Source organism: Ruminococcus sp. 1001713B170207_170306_F1 (genome assembly GCF_015668065.1).
GTDB classification, from domain to species: domain Bacteria; phylum Bacillota; class Clostridia; order Lachnospirales; family Lachnospiraceae; genus Blautia_A; species Blautia_A faecis.
In genome coordinates this window covers 21,801-37,362 of the sequence record NZ_JADPEX010000012.1, presented here as the reverse complement: position 1 = coordinate 37,362, position 15,562 = coordinate 21,801, and the positions used below count along the sequence as shown (strand labels likewise).

The window sequence follows — 15,562 nt, the reverse complement described above, 5'->3', positions numbered from 1 at the left end:
GGTTTCTTTTATGTAATTGTGTCTAAATTATACCACACACATTTTCAAAGAACAAGCTTTACTGCATCCAGAGTTTCCATAATAATTTCATCTGTATGAGCCGCTGACAGGAACATGGCTTCAAACTGGGACGGAGCCATATGAATTCCCATATTCAGCATTTTTTTGAAATATTCTGCAAATGCCACTGTGTCAGAAGATTTTGCAGAAACATAATCTACAACAGGCTGTCCCGTAAAGAACAGGCTTCCAAGAGAGCCCACATAATTCATCTGGTAATTCAGACCTTTTTCTTTCACGATTTTTCCCATTCCACCGTAGAGAAGCTCTCCCTTTTTCTCCAGTTCCGTGTAAATTTCCTGATGGTCATACAAATATTTCAGCTGGGTAAGCCCGGCAGCCATAGCTACCGGATTTCCGCTTAAAGTACCTGCCTGATATACTTTTCCTGCCGGAGCAACCAATTCCATCACATCTCTTCTTCCGCCATATGCACCTACCGGCATTCCGGCACCAATGATTTTTCCATAAGTAACCAGATCCGGTGTTACACCAAAATACTGTGCTGCGCCGCCAAATGCAAGTCGGAATCCGGTGATCACCTCATCAAAAATAAGAAGGGCATGGTATTGGTCGCAAAGAGCGCGAAGTCCCTGCAGAAATCCTTCCCTTGGCGGAACTACACCCATGTTGGCTCCAACTGCTTCCACGATCACTGCTGCCACCTGGCCATCTGCCTGCTGAAAAAGAGTCTCCACACTGCCAAGATCGTTGTAAGCTGCCAGCATAGTATCCTCTGTACAGCCTTTTGGAACACCGGCACTGTCCGGCACACCACTTGTCATCACACCGGAACCTGCGCTTACCAGCATGGCATCACTGTGTCCATGATAGCAGCCTGCAAATTTGATGATCTTATTTTTCCCCGTATAACCTCTTGCAACACGGATTGCACTCATAACAGCTTCTGTACCAGAATTGACCATTCGGATCATATCCACATGCGGGATTCTGTCACAGATAAATTCAGCCATTTCCACTTCGATCTCTGTAGCGCATCCAAAGCTCAGACCTTTTTCACAGGCCTTCAGAACACTTTCCCGTATTGCAGGAAAATTGTGTCCCAGGATCATTGGTCCCCAGGAATCTATGTAATCAATATAGCGGTTGCCATCTACATCATAAATATAGCAGCCTTCTGCACGTTCAATAAATCTCGGTGCTTCTCCTATAGCGCCATATGCACGCACCGGACTGTTTACACCGCCGGGGATTCTTTTTACCGCTCTCTCAAAAAGCTTCTCAGACTTTGTCATTATCCGATTCTCCCTTCCTCCATCATTTTTGCAATTTCTTCTGCAAAATAAGTGATATAAATCTGGGCACCTGCACGATAAGCTCCCACCGCCATTTCTCCAATGATCCGCTCTTCGTCGATCCAGCCCATCTTTGCCGCCGCCTTCACCATGGCATACTCACCACTTACACTATAGGCAGCTACCGGAACATTCACAGCCTTGGAGATCTCAGATACCATATCAAGATAAGACATGGCAGGCTTCACCATAATAATATCAGCGCCTTCTTCAATATCCATAAGAGCTTCTTTCATTCCCTCTCTTCTATTGTGGAAATCCATCTGATAGCTCTTGCGGTCTCCAAAAGCAGGAGCACTTCCGGCTGCATCACGGAACGGGCCATAGAACGCAGAAGCGTATTTCACCGCATAAGACATGATTGGAATATTGGTATAACCGCCCAGATCCAGTTCTTTACGGATGGCAGCTACACGTCCGTCCATCATATCGGAAGGCGCGATCATATCAGAGCCAGCCTGCGCATGAGACAGAGCTGTTTTTGCCAGAAGCTCCAATGTCTTGTCGTTGTCAACATCATGGCCGCAAAGAACGCCGCAGTGACCGTGAGAGGTATATTCACACATGCACACATCTGTCACATAATACATCTCTGGAAATCTGCTCTTTGCTTCCCGAAGTGCCTTCTGTACAATACCATTCTGAGCGTAAGCGCCGCTTCCGACTTCATCCTTATGATCCGGGATTCCAAAAAGCATAATGCTGTTTACTCCTGCTTTTTCCAACTGTTCCAGCTTATAGGGAAGACGATCCAGGCTGTAACGGTACTGCCCTTCCATGGAAGGGATCTCTTCCTGGATTCCATTTCCTTCCATTACAAACAGCGGATAGATAAGAGAAGATTTGTCCATTCTGGTCTCTCTCACCATTTTACGCAAATTCGCACCGCCCCTTAATCTTCTAGGTCTCTTAATCAGTTCCATTTTTCTTCACTCCTCTTCAGTGTCTCAACCAGTTCGATCAGACTGTCGATGGTTGCTTTTTCTGACATATATGTCTGCATTCCATAAGAATCCGCCGCTGCACGAGTCTGTTTTCCAATACATGCAGCACGAACCCTGGAATAATCAAGTCCTTTGGTGCTCTCCACAAAGCCTTTCACTGTGGAAGCGCTGGTAAATACAGCCAGGTCAATGGCTCCCTCTTCAAATTCTTTTTTCTCATTAATAAGAGGACAGCTTACATATCCGGTCTCATAAGTCGGAACATCATCCACCTGTGCACCTGTTTTTTTCAGTTCTTCTGCCAGCTCCTTGTTTCCAAGGGAGGCTCTTGGAATCAGAATCTTTTCTGTTCCATTTAAAAGAGCGCCAAGTTCTTTTCCAAGGGTATTTCCATCATAAACAGAAGGCATGAAATCCGGATAGATTCCTCTTTCCAGAAATTTCTTCTTTGTACCCTCACCGATCACCGCGATTTTTGCATTTCCAAGAGAACGCAGGTCGATCTTCTTTTTCTCCATTTGCCTAAAGAAAACTTCCACGCCTGCAGGACTTGTAAATACCAGCCAGTCATAGCTGCGGATATGAGAAAAGGCCTGGTACAGTCTGCTCTGATCCTCCAGAGGGATAATACTGATGGATGGAAGTTCCAGTACTTCTGCACCTTTCTCCCGAAGAAGGGCCGCAGTTCTGGAAATATTCTCCTTTGGCCGGGTGACAAGAATCTTCCAGCCTGCCAGAGGTAATTTCTCATACCAGGCAAAATCATCTGCCAGAGTGCAGACCTTTCCTACTACAATAATGGCCGGTGTTTGGATTTTCGCCTGATCAGAGGCTGTCTTTAATGTAGCGACAGTTGCCACGACTCTTTGCTGACCAGCCGTAGTACCCTTGGATAAAACAGCAGCCGGCATATCCGGATCCATTCCAGCTTTCATAAGGCCACTGCAGATATCCTCCATGGCAGTGATTCCCATGAGAAAAACAAGAGTTCCTTTCGTATGTACCAGCGCCTCAAAATCAATGTCGTACTCCATTCCCTTGCGCTTATGTCCGGTGATAACATGAACAGACGAACAGAAATCCCGATGTGTCACAGGAATTCCATTGTATGCAGGTACGGAAATCGGGGAAGTCACACCAGGAACTACTTCATAAGGAATGCCCTCCTTTGTGAGAAGCTCCAGTTCCTCTCCTCCTCGTCCAAAAAGGAAAGGATCGCCGCCTTTCAGTCGTACTACCCGGTTGCCCTTTTTTGCCTCATCAGCAAGAACCTGGTTAATCTTCTCCTGGGACATAGTATGGTGGCCGGCACGTTTTCCCACATTGATCAGTTTTGCAGAAGCAGGAATTCTGGTCAGGATTCCCTGTCCTACCAGGCTGTCATAAACAACCACATCTGCCTGTTCCAGAACCTGGGCACCTTTCATTGTAAAAAGCCCCACATCTCCAGGACCAGCTCCCACCAGCCAGACTTTTCCCGGTTCTTTTTTGTTGTCTTCCTGCAAGCCAGACTCTTTGTATTCCACTTTGCAGCGCTCCTGCAGTTCTTTTGCAAGAGAAGTTCCCAGTTTTTCTGCATCTGAAGGATTTCCTGTTTTATATCCTTTCAGATAATGTCCAGTCTTTTCTTCATAGTAAAGGCCGGTAAGTTTCAACTGACCATCTTTGATTTCTCCATAGGCAGCTACCGGAGAGGTACATCCGCCATTTAAATATTTTACAAAGGCTCTCTCTGCTGTTGCAGCCTGATGGGCCTGCAGATCATCATACCCTTTCAGAAACTCATAATCCAGACCATCAATTCCCTGAACTGCAAGAATTCCCTGTCCCGCTGCCGGAATCATTTCTTCTGTATCAAAATACCTGCTGATCCTGTTTTCAAGCCCCAGACGTTTCAAACCGGCGGCTGCAAGAACTAACGCAGAATATTCTCCACTATCCAGCTTTTCCAGTCTGGTCTGAAGATTTCCACGAATACTTTTCACCTGCATATCCGGGTAAATTTCTTTCAGCTGCAGCTTTCTGCGAAGGCTGGAACAACCGATAGGCTTCAAAGGATCCAGAACATCACAGCCTTTTGGGAGAACCAGCACATCTCTTACGTCTTCCCTTTTTGAAAAAGCAAGTATGGGGAGCTTCTCCGGGACTTCCATAGGCATATCCTTCAGGCTATGAACAGAAAGCTGACTTCTGCCCTCTAAAAGCGCCCGATCCAGTTCCTTTACAAAAAGGCCTTTTCCTCCAATCTTATCCAGAGTACGGTCCAGTATTTTGTCTCCTGTAGTCTTCATGGTCAGGATTTCCACATCCATTTGCGGATGCCTGCATACAATATAATCCTTCACCATCTGGCTTTGCAGTACGGCAAGCTTGCTTTCCCTGCTTCCGATCACAACTTTTTTATTCATAGCTATCCTCATCTTTTTCCAGTTCTTCCAGAAGTGCCTGCATTTTTTCTCTTACTGCCTTAGCCTTTTTGTGATTGACACCGCTGGCCGTGATTCCCACTACAATATCATCCTTCAGACAAATTCCGGGAAAGTAAAAATCGCACAAATTCTTATCACTTGCAACATTTACATAAATTCCCTCTTCTTTACAGGTACGGTAAATTTCCTCATTTAGCTCACTGTTATTCGTAACAGCCAGCACCATATAAGCCATAGAGAAATCCGATTTTTTCACAGGACGGGGCTGGATCTGAATTTTTCCCAGCTTGCCCAGTTCCCAGAGATCTGCTGTCATCTTCGGCGCAATTACTGTAATATTCCTGGTAAATAATAATAATGCTTTCACTCTTCTTGTGGCAATGGTTCCCCCACCCACTACCACAATGTTCTTATCCGATAGATCCACATACAGTGGGAAATAGCGCTTATTTTTCATATGTTTTCTCCAGTCCTGCTACACATTCCAGAAATGCCTGTTCATTCATGCTGTCCCTGAGTCCAAACAGCATTTTGTTTACTACCTTTTCCATTGCACGGTCCACTGCACTCAACAGCTGCTCTTTTTCCAGCTCTTCCATATGAGTGTTTTTCAGAGGCTTCATAATTCTTAAATTAAAATCATTTACTGCGTTTTCTTTAATTTCCTGTATACGCGGGATCAGATCTTTCCCTTCCAGCCATTTGAAAAATTCATCCATCTGCTCACGGACGATTTTTCCTGCTGCCTCCAGATGTTCCTGAAGCTCGGCAGGCTTCTCATCCGTTTTGAAGCTGTCCATGTCATATAAAGTCACACCTTCAAACCTGCCCACCTCTGGTTCAATATCTCTTGGAACTGCCAGATCAATGAGAACAATACTTTTTTCCAGTTCCAGATTTTCAAACAGTTCCTCACGCAAAGTAAAATTCGGACTTGCCGTAGCACTGACTACAAGATCACACTTAGGCAGATAGTCCATTCTTTCGCCATAATTAATTCGTTTACATCCAAATGGAATATTCACCATTCCGCTGCGATACTGACGCACGGTTACAGTCACATCTGCACCGGCTTCCATAAGAGCCTGGGCTGCAACCTTTCCCATTTCTCCATTTCCGATCACCATGCAGACCTTATCCTGTACGCAATAGCCCTGTCTGTCAAGCATTTCTATCGCCTGATGGATCACAGACGGATTCCCATGAGAAAATGGTACCTCCGTTTTAATCTTTTTTCCTGCTGTTACAGCCATTCGGAAAAGCACTTCAAGGGCTCCATCTGTTGTAAAATGCTCTCTGGCAATTCCCAATGCATCTTTTACCTGAGTAAGAATCTGATCTTCTCCAAGTATCTGGGATTTCAGACCTGATGCAAGGTAAAACAGATGTTCCACAGCAGCATGGCCTTCACGCTTTGTAAAATATATCTCGTACTGATCATCATTAATGTTTTTCAGTTTACAAAGCTCTTTATATAAAGAAAGCTCTGCCCCATCATCCACACTTGTCCATACTTCCAGGCGATTGCATGTAGAAAGAATAATACAGCCGTCTATTCCCGGCTGTTCCTTTAATTTTTCCATAGCCTCCCCTGCATTTTTTCTGGTAAATGCAAACAAGGCTCGTATATCTACGGGAGCCATACTATGGTCTATTCCAATCATAGAAATACTCATCTTATGTAATTCTCCTTAAATATCATTTTCTGCCACTGCTCATTTTACTAATTCCTGCGTATATTGTCAATAAAGCCAGGCAAAACACAGCAATAAAAAAGCTTCCAAACAGACTATTTTCCACAATCTGCCTGGAAGTTTCTCCTATACGATTTCTCTATCCTGTTTCAGGATTCTCTGTGAGTTCCTCTTACCACCTGGATTCCCCTGGATTCTATCATCTCACAGATTTTGGCAATTCTTGGGCACTCTTTTTTCTCCCTGTCCAGACGACAGGCTCCCACATGCATCACCTTAATTTCTTCACTGACCAGCCTGTCTATTTTTTCCAGAATTCCCTCATCCACATCCGGTTCTTTGGGATTTGCACTTTTGCATCCATTACAGGTCATCATTGCTCCCAGAAGTGTGTCTGGAGAATATCCCTCAAAAAAGTCACTGCGATTCTGAAAGGCCTTCAGGCATCCCACTCTGGCACACACATTATTGGAGTGAAGGCAGGTCAGTGTCCCAATTTTAATCATACTGCTTTCCTCGCATGTTCCACAAAGAGTTTTCGAATACTTTCATATTCCCCCAGTCCTTTCAGAACTGTCTGCACTTCATAGCCAGCTTTGCTGATGATATTTTTCCAGGAGTCTTCTTTATCTCCTGCCATGTCATTTTTCGCATGGTCACCGGCAACAATCATAAACGGCGCGATTACCACTTTTTTTGCCCCGCATTTTCCAAGCTGTTTCATGACCTGGTTGATTTCGGGATAACCTTCCACAGTTCCTACGATCACATTTTCATATCCCATATCCTCGAACCTGTAATCCAGTGCGGCATAAACGGCATTTGCGTAGTGCTCGGTTCCATGCCCCATAAGCACAAGTGCCGTTTCCTTATCCTTAATTACAGGGAACTCATCTGCAACCGCTTTCACCACATACTCATTATCTTCTTCTGTTGTAAGCAGAGGAGCTCCGAATTTCACAGACTGAAAATGATCTGCATACGCCAGAACATCCTTTTTCATAAGATCATTTTCCACACCGTTCATTACATGAGTAGGCTGAATGATCACATCTGTAATTCCATCCTTTTTCATACGCTCCATTGCTTCTGCCACATTGTCATAGTGAATATGATCTCTCTTTTCAATTCTGGCGAGAATCATTTTGCTGGTCCATGCGCGATAAATTTTACAATCTGTAAAAGCAGCTCCAATTTCTTTTTCAATCGCATCAATGGTCACTGCTCTGGTATCTTCATGACTGGTACCAAAGCTGACTACAAGAATTCCTTTTTTTGCTGTATCGCTCATTCAGCTTTCCTCCACTTTTCCTTTATTTTTTCACATGCAAAGGATGGTATGTAACATTCAGCATGCCGTATTCATCCTTTTTTACAGTTGCATCTACTTCATACAACATATGTATAAAATCTTCTGTAATGACTTCTTCCGGAGTTCCGCAAGCCACCAGACGACCGTTCTTCATGGCATAGATCCGGTCGCAATATGCTGCTGCAATATTCAGATCATGCAAAGCACCGATTACGGTAATCCCGAGACTTTTTACAATATCCAGAAGCTGAAGCTGGTATTTGATGTCAAGATGGTTGGTAGGCTCATCCAAGATCAGACAGTCAGTTTTTTGCGCCAGAGCTCTTGCCAGAATGATTCGCTGCTGCTCACCGCCAGACAGACTGGAAAAAACACGGTGCCGATAGGGAAGCATTCCCACTTTTTCCAGACACTCTTCCACGATCTTATAATCCTCGGCATTATCCCGTTCCATGGTTTTCTTATGAGGCGCCCTTCCCATCATTACAATTTCCTGTACGGAAAATTCAAAATTATAGTAGTTGTGCTGGGACACCACTGCCAGTGCTTTTGCAGAATCCTTTACCTTATATTCGTTCAGCGGTTTTCCATCCAACATGATCACACCGGTATCTGGCTTCAGTACACGGTAAATACATTTCAGCAATGTACTTTTTCCACTTCCGTTTGGTCCTATGATTCCTACAAATTCCTTTTCCTTTATGGCTGCGTCAATTCCCTTAAGAATCTCATTTCCGCCAAGCTCCACATGGATATCAGAAGCTGTCAGTTTCATGATTTCTCACCTCCGAATCCATAAGATCTGCGTACCAGCAGATAAATAAAGCAAGGTGCTCCGATCATGGATACCAGGATTCCGATTGGGACTTCACTCTTGGGAATAATGATCCTGGAAGCAACATCTGCCCAGATCAGGAAAATGGAACCGCTAAGTGCTGACAGTGGAAGCATTTTCTTGTGATCGGTTCCAAAGAACATTCGTACCACATGAGGAATAATGAGTCCTACAAATCCAATGATACCTGCGGAATATACCACAAAACCGATCAACAGTGCTGTCACTACAAGATACACCTGACGATATCTGTGCAGGTCAGTTCCTAATGTGATGGATACCTCATCTCCAAGCAGCATCATATTGAGAATACGGCTCTGGGTGCAGAAAAACAGGGTTGCTATAAAAACGCAGGGAATAATCACAGCCAGATTTTCCCATTTCGCACCTGCCAGACTTCCCATCAGCCAGAAAGTAACTGTCTGGATTCCATCTCTGTCGCCCGCAATATAGACAACAAAGTTTGAAAATGCACTGCACACACTTCCAAGTGCTGTACCTGCAAGCAGAAGTCGGACCGAATTTGCCCGGCCTCCTATATTTGCAGTGATCTGTACCAGTACAGAAATAAGGAAGGCTCCGATAAATGCGCAGATTCCAATAGAGTTGGAGCCAAATACGGCTCCAACTCCAAGAAAGATTGCCACTGTTGCACCAAGAGATGCACCAGAGGAAATACCCAGAATATACGGATCTGCAATCGGATTTTTCACAATGGCCTGCATTACCACACCTGCAACTGCCAGACCCATGCCAACGGCTGTTGCAAGAAGAATACGGGGAAGGCGGATAAACCATACAATATCGGACATGGCTCCTACACCATAAACCTCCGGATCCCCGATTCCAAATAATTTATACAGAATAACACTATACACATCTTTCACGGAAAGATCTACAGAACCAATGGTAACTGCAGTCAGAATGGATATCACCAGAAACACAGCCAGTAATATCACCGCCAGCACATAAATCGGCTTTCCATGAAAAATTCCATTTTTAAAATCCGGTTTTCTTTTCATTTTATTCGTACAGATCCGGATATAATGCTTTTGCAAATGTCATAATTCCATCATAGGTTCTGACACCGCTGCAGTATACCTCGTTCAGGTTTACAGAGAATACTTTGTTGTTCTTAACTGCAGAAAGGCTTGCATATGCAGGGTTATCTGTAATATCAGCGATTGCCTCATCAGCTGTCATAAATCCATCATAGTTGATCATGAATAATACATCCGGATCAGCTGCAATCAGATCCTCTGCACCAACGTTTTCAGAGTTCTCTGCACCAAGCTTCAGCTCTGCACCAAGTGTCTCCGGAATATTTCCGCCAAGTGTCTCTGTTCCATATACACGGAAGGAATCTCCCTCATCCTCAAGAACTGCTACAGATAACGGGTCTGTTCCTTCTACATGCTCTTTTACTTTATCAATCTCACCCTTCATCTGATCAACGATTTCTTCTGCCTTGTCTTCGCAATCAAAGATCTTGCCAAGGTTCAGGATATCCTCATATTCGTCTTCAATTGTACGTGGGAACTCAGAAGCCGGTCCCTTTGCAGCACTGTTCAGGGACATGTATGTATTTACATCTCTCTCCTGCCAGAAGCTTACATCAGAAAGCCAGTCATCACTGAAAGAAGAATACCATGCCGCAATAAAATCAGGCTCCATTGCAACAACTTCCTCTTTGGATGGCTTGGTATCCATATACTGAATCTTGTCAAATTCATCTTTTAAATCCTCACGCACATCACCGTCCAGACCGCAAGCAGCTACGATCTTATCACCGAGACCAAGTGCCAGAAGCTCTTCGATATTGGAGTTTGCATATGCAAATACTTTCTCCGGAGCTTTCTCAAAAGTCATTTCAACCGGTTCGTTCTCATAATTGTAGGTTGTGATTGTTACGGGATAATGGCTGTCTCCATCCTCCGCAAATACAGTTGTTCCCATTCCCAGGCTGAGAATTCCTGCCAGACATAACATTCCTGCTGCTGTTTTCATGTTTTTCATGCTTTTTCTCCTTATTTTTTCTTTTGTTTTTTTGTTTTTAAAAGAAAAAAGTCCGCTTCCATGAAAAAGCGGGCATCACAAAAAAACATGATACGAAAGACAGCACTTTACACGGAAGTTTCTTTCTATGAACCAAGCAGGTTTCCTGGCTTACAGCTTAAATCCCCATTCCCTTCTCACATAAAAATGCAATGGATATGAATGTGGCATAACTGAATACAGTGACCGGATCGTTCAGGATTCTCACCTGATTCCCTCTTCTGAAAATAGTACAAATTTTATATATTTTTCAGCACTTGGCACATTTATTCTTTTAAGCAGAATTATTATAACTTACGCTTTAAATAAAGTAAAGATATTTCTTTAGCAATGTTTGACACAGCCAAAAAATATCTTAGCAAACCTGTCTCAAAGTATTGACAGATTGGTTCGTTCCAAGTAAAATATGTGTAATAGAACCCGCCACGCTTAGTCTTGTTTCGGCAAGAATGCGCAACCCGGCGGGACTTTTTATATCCAGAGGTGATCTTCGTTTTTTACAGCTTAATTTTTCATTTGCCCTTCCTTTCCGTTTATGGTAAATTTTCTCTGAATCATACAAATTGTTGAAATTTTTAACATGCGTTAGGAGGTATTTTTACATGAATAAAGAAAACCAAGCCAGAATCATAGAGCTGGTCAAACAGGCCAAACCCTTGATTCTCCAGGAAATGACTCACGAAAAGGTTACCGAAAAAGGGGCTGCCGATTACGTTACCAACGTAGATGTTGCCGTACAAAATTACCTGAAGGAAGCCCTTGAAAAAGAATTTCCTGAAATCCGGTTGATTGCCGAAGAGAAAGAGAACCTTGGACTGAATTCCCGGAAATCTTACTGGATTCTGGATCCCATTGACGGAACCACCAATTTAATCCGGGATTATCATTTAAGCGCAGTTTCTCTGGGACTTTATGAAAACGGGGAAATCACTTTCGGAGTGGTCTATAATCCCTTTACAGAGGAACTCTTCTACGGTGCCAAAGGAGAAGGTGCCTATCTGAACGGAACTCCTATCCATGCGTCCGACCAGCCGGAATTCAAAGATGCTGTGGTGTCTTTCGGCTCCTCTCCTTATGAAAAAAACAGGGCAAAGGACCTGTTCCCGGTATTTTACAATATTTTTATGAACTGTGCAGATTTCAGGCGCACCGGCTCTGCTGCCCTTGACCTTTGCTATGTAGCCTGCGGCAGACAACACGCTTATCTGGAACAAAATCTGAAGCCCTGGGATTACAGCGGGGCTACCGTTATTTTAAGAGAAGCAGGCGGTACCATCACGGACTGGGAAAATAAAGAGCCGCCTTATCTTGCGAATTCGGATATACTGGCCTGTGTACCCCAGTTCCGGGAAATTTTACAACACCTTATAAAAAAATAGGTCTGACCCAAGACCTGGCATTTCAAATGCTTTGCAAATGCAGAAAAATAACCTACAGATATCAAAAGACACCAATGCAGATTTTTCCATTTTTCATAAAATCTCATAGATAAATCCAGCGCACATTTGAAAGTGTCTCCAACTGATTTTATGATGCATCTGCATTGATGTCTTTTTTTCCTCAATTTTATTCCGCCGTATACTCCCGTACTCTCAGCGGAATTCCAAGCTTCTCTGCCACTTTACGGCTTTTCTCAACGTTTTCTTCCTCGATACAGTCTACAACCGTGAATTTCACATTTTCTGTATATTTTTTGCAATCCTGCGCAAATTTCAGCATGGCATCAAAGGCTTTCTCGCCGTAAGCCGGGCGTACCACTTCGTTGTAGGACTTGGCATCTGGCATATTTAAACTGATGGAAACAATATCAACTGCCTGACAGACCTCTTTCGCTATAGAGCGCTTATTGATCAGATTTCCAAGACCGTTGGTGTTCAGACGAAGCTTGATTCCCGGACAGGGCTTCCCATCGCGGTCCAAATGTGCCGGATATTTGCTTCTCATATACTCACTGACGGCGATCAGCTTATCCAGCGCCATAGTAGGCTCTCCATAGCCACAGAAAACCGCTTCCTTGTATCCTGAAAAATCAAAAGCATCAATTGCTTTATAAATCTCCTCCATTGTGGTTTCCTTGTCAAACCATAAAGTTTTTGCCTCTCCTACCGAATTCCCATTGTTGCGGATGCAAAAGGTACAGTTGCAAGGACACTTATTTGTCAGATTAAAATATACCTCATCATTATAACAATATACGATATCTGCCATTATTACACTCTCCTTCTCATCTATATTGCGGTTCGCAGACATTACTTTGCGGCACTATAACTTTCTTTTCCGAAATCATTCGCTATCTCAAAGCACCTTGCGTAACATTGCCAGTGGATATTATCCTTTTACAGCAATTGTTATTCTCTTATCAACTTTTACATAATTCCCCAAGATACGCCTCGAAGCAGACTCCGTCATTCCGGTCTGTTCCTTCCTGTACCGTCTGGGCAATTGCCTTGGACAGAAAATTCACCGCCAGTTCTACGCAGTGCATCATGGACATCTCTTTCACCAGACCGGCACTAAGCACCGAGGCAAACAGGTCTCCTGTTCCAGAATAACTGCCGCCTATTTTTGGGGCAAAACACCAGGACAAATGACCATTTTCCACCACAAGGTTTCCCATCTGCGGCAGACTTGTTTCCTTTGAATTTGGTTTTCCTGCCAGATTTTCTGTCTGCTCAGAAGTTCTACTTAACTTCTGAGTTGAAATTACAGATACCTCTTGAAGAACTGCCAAAACATTCCTCTTGGATTCCACGCCTGTAATCACAGCTGCCTGTAAGCCATATTCTTTTTTCAGCTGCTCCCCAATCTTTCCGATCTGTTCCAGCCTTTTCCTTCCATCCAGTTCCAAAAGGCTGGCATATCTTTTTTCCATCCCTTCTTTCCCATATAAAAGAAGCAGCGCTTCCGTAAGATTGGGCGTAATCACATGGGCGTTTCCCACCAGCTGAAGCATCTTTTCCCGCAGACCTTCTGTATAAATTCCATAAGCACTGCCATTATCTCCCATAACCGGATCCACCAGTACCATGGTCTTCTCTTTCCGGAACCTTCTGAGAAAATCCAGGATCTTATCAGCCTGCTCCTCGTCAGCCAGAAATCCTGTATAGATTCCATCCGGGGAAAATCCCCGTTTCTCCCATTCATCCATGATCTGTTCCATGTGCTCTGTATAATTGTCACAGTAATAGGAAGGATAACCAGTCTGGTTGCTGAGTACTGCTGTTGGCAGCGGTACCGCCTGCACGCCCATCACCGAAATCACCGGAATTGCCGCTGTCAGGGAACATTTTCCAAGCCCTGACAGATCCTGAATTACCGCTATTTTTTTCAAATATATCACTCCTGATTTTTATTGTAAATTTTTCGTTTATATTATAAAATATCACCTAAGTGTATGTACAGAAATATCCAAATTCAACTTTTTTAGAGGGGACAGTTTTATGTTAAACATTGAAAAGAATCAAAACCGCACTACACATCTTTATATGGAAGTTTACGAATACTACCGGAAACTGATCCTGGATGGGAAAATGACACCCGGAAGCAAAATGCCTTCTCTTCGCAAGTGTTCCCAGGAGCTGAAACTTTCCCGCACTACTATTGAAACTGCCTATCTTCAGCTTGCCGCAGACGGCTACATTATGGCAAAAGCCCAAAGCGGCTATTATGTCACAGAGATTGCCTCCCACCAGCATAAAAACAACCAGCCGGGTACTCACAAAGAAACTCATTACCGCTATGACCTGGCATCTTCAGGCGTGGATAAAGAAAGCTTTCGTTTTGACCTGTGGAGCCGTTACATGAAAAGCGCCCTCCGACAGAATGAACGCATGCTGACCTACGGCGAACCCCAGGGGGAAGCGGATTTCCGGGAAACTTTGTCCGATTATATCCGTGAGAGGCGGAACATTCTTTGTTCACCGGATGACATTGTAGTAGGTGCCAGTTTCCAAAGCCTGCTGCAGATTCTCTGTCCTCTTATCCATAAAGTATATCCGGAATTTCACCGGGTATCCTTTCCAACCCCTTCTTTCGTTCACGGAAGCACAGTTTTCGGAGACTATGGATATGAGATCCGTTACCGTGACAAAGACTGTGATGTGGTCTATGTTTCGCCTGCGCACATGACAAAGTGGGGCGAAATCATGCCGGTAAAGCGCCGTCTGGAGCTTTTGAAATATGCAGATGAACGCCATCATCTGGTAATCGAAGATGATTTCGAAAACGAATTTGTCTATTTCCAGAAGCCTACCCCTTCCCTTTTCGGACTTTCCGGAGGACAGGGCGTAGTTTACATTGGTTCATTTTCCAGATTGCTTCTGCCTTCTATCCGTATCAGCTTTATGATCCTGCCTCCTGAGCTTCTCAATGCTTATAAAGAGAAAGCCGGATTTTATAACCAGACTGCTTCCAAGGCAGAACAGATTGCACTGTGCCAGTTTATCCGGGACGGTCATCTTGCTGCACAGACCAGAAGGCTGAAACGACTTTATTCCTCCAAATTAAAGCAGCTTCGCAGCTCAGTCCGTCAGGTATTTGGCACTGGCTGTCAGATTCAGGTAGGCGCAGCCGGTACCAGTCTGGCTCTTACTTTGCCTTATGAAAAAAGCGGGGATGAATTAAAAAAACAGGCTTCTGAAAAAAGCCTGAATTTACAAATTTTAAAAGAAAGTGAAAAAGATGTGACGGTACTTATGTCCTGCTCTTCCATGCCAGTACAGGATTTCATCCCGGCCTGTGAACTGCTGAAGTCTGTAGTTTTGGACTAAACGGATATGTCGCCTATTCGGCGACATCACCATATATGAAAGTCAGCTGTTCCGCGCCTATGGCGCTCCCACAGCTGCCGTCCGGGACTTTTATAGTAAAAGCAGCGTATACTTTGCCATTTACCACAGACAGAGTATACGCCGTTTT

14 protein-coding genes and 1 riboswitch are annotated in these 15,562 nt (G+C 44.0%); of the genes, 2 read left to right on the top strand and 12 right to left on the bottom strand.

Annotation, left to right across the window (positions count from 1 at the left end):
- Window positions 1-44 precede the first annotated feature (44 nt).
- From hemL to I4V84_RS08940, 10 genes are all read right to left on the bottom strand, one after another.
- On the bottom strand, window positions 45-1,316 hold the full coding sequence (gene hemL / locus I4V84_RS08985) for a glutamate-1-semialdehyde 2,1-aminomutase (RefSeq protein ID WP_173717537.1): 1,272 nt from the start codon (window positions 1,314-1,316) through the stop codon (window positions 45-47).
- Window positions 1,316-2,299 (bottom strand): porphobilinogen synthase, encoded by a 984-nt coding sequence (gene hemB, locus I4V84_RS08980; RefSeq protein ID WP_195991688.1) that lies wholly within the window; start codon window positions 2,297-2,299, stop codon window positions 1,316-1,318. Before hemB ends, hemL begins: the two co-directional genes overlap by 1 nt.
- Window positions 2,290-4,728: a uroporphyrinogen-III C-methyltransferase gene (cobA, locus tag I4V84_RS20480; RefSeq protein WP_195991686.1), complete on the bottom strand. Its 2,439-nt coding sequence runs from the start codon at window positions 4,726-4,728 to the stop codon at window positions 2,290-2,292. The genes hemB and cobA overlap by 10 nt, the downstream gene beginning before the upstream one ends.
- Entirely contained in the window at window positions 4,721-5,206 is a 486-nt protein-coding gene (locus tag I4V84_RS08970; protein ID WP_118579973.1) for a bifunctional precorrin-2 dehydrogenase/sirohydrochlorin ferrochelatase, read from the bottom strand. Before I4V84_RS08970 ends, cobA begins: the two co-directional genes overlap by 8 nt.
- A complete protein-coding gene (gene hemA, locus I4V84_RS08965; protein WP_195991684.1) occupies window positions 5,196-6,425 on the bottom strand; it encodes a glutamyl-tRNA reductase in 1,230 nt (409 codons plus the stop codon). The genes I4V84_RS08970 and hemA overlap by 11 nt, the downstream gene beginning before the upstream one ends.
- Window positions 6,426-6,592: 167 nt before the next feature.
- Entirely contained in the window at window positions 6,593-6,949 is a 357-nt protein-coding gene (locus I4V84_RS08960) for a CGGC domain-containing protein (protein WP_187565995.1), read from the bottom strand.
- Entirely contained in the window at window positions 6,946-7,734 is a 789-nt protein-coding gene (locus tag I4V84_RS08955) for a sirohydrochlorin cobaltochelatase (protein WP_195991682.1), read from the bottom strand. Before I4V84_RS08955 ends, I4V84_RS08960 begins: the two co-directional genes overlap by 4 nt.
- A 22-nt stretch (window positions 7,735-7,756) precedes the next feature.
- Window positions 7,757-8,530, bottom strand: a complete 774-nt coding sequence (locus I4V84_RS08950) for an ABC transporter ATP-binding protein (protein ID WP_118579961.1) — start codon at window positions 8,528-8,530, stop codon at window positions 7,757-7,759.
- A complete protein-coding gene (locus tag I4V84_RS08945) occupies window positions 8,527-9,612 on the bottom strand; it encodes an iron ABC transporter permease (RefSeq protein ID WP_187565993.1) in 1,086 nt (361 codons plus the stop codon). Before I4V84_RS08945 ends, I4V84_RS08950 begins: the two co-directional genes overlap by 4 nt.
- 1 nt (window position 9,613) lies before the next feature.
- Window positions 9,614-10,606: an ABC transporter substrate-binding protein gene (locus tag I4V84_RS08940; protein WP_195699733.1), complete on the bottom strand. Its 993-nt coding sequence runs from the start codon at window positions 10,604-10,606 to the stop codon at window positions 9,614-9,616.
- A gap of 117 nt (window positions 10,607-10,723) precedes the next feature.
- Window positions 10,724-10,921: riboswitch (cobalamin riboswitch) on the bottom strand.
- Window positions 10,922-11,247: 326 nt separating this feature from the next.
- On the opposite strand from I4V84_RS08940, the gene I4V84_RS08935 reads away from it, so the two are divergent.
- Window positions 11,248-12,024, top strand: coding sequence for an inositol monophosphatase family protein (locus I4V84_RS08935; protein WP_195991680.1), 777 nt, complete (start codon window positions 11,248-11,250; stop codon window positions 12,022-12,024).
- Window positions 12,025-12,211: 187 nt separating this feature from the next.
- Here the strand turns inward: I4V84_RS08935 and I4V84_RS08930 are convergent, their stop codons facing one another.
- Together I4V84_RS08930 and I4V84_RS08925 are read right to left on the bottom strand one after the other, a co-directional pair.
- On the bottom strand, window positions 12,212-12,853 hold the full coding sequence (locus I4V84_RS08930) for a TIGR04100 family radical SAM protein (protein ID WP_195991678.1): 642 nt from the start codon (window positions 12,851-12,853) through the stop codon (window positions 12,212-12,214).
- A gap of 151 nt (window positions 12,854-13,004) precedes the next feature.
- On the bottom strand, window positions 13,005-13,976 hold the full coding sequence (locus I4V84_RS08925; protein WP_195991676.1) for a bifunctional hydroxymethylpyrimidine kinase/phosphomethylpyrimidine kinase: 972 nt from the start codon (window positions 13,974-13,976) through the stop codon (window positions 13,005-13,007).
- Window positions 13,977-14,085: 109 nt separating this feature from the next.
- Between I4V84_RS08925 and I4V84_RS08920 the strand changes: the two genes are divergently transcribed.
- A complete protein-coding gene (locus I4V84_RS08920; RefSeq protein ID WP_195991674.1) occupies window positions 14,086-15,414 on the top strand; it encodes a PLP-dependent aminotransferase family protein in 1,329 nt (442 codons plus the stop codon).
- Window positions 15,415-15,562: the final 148 nt, after the last annotated feature.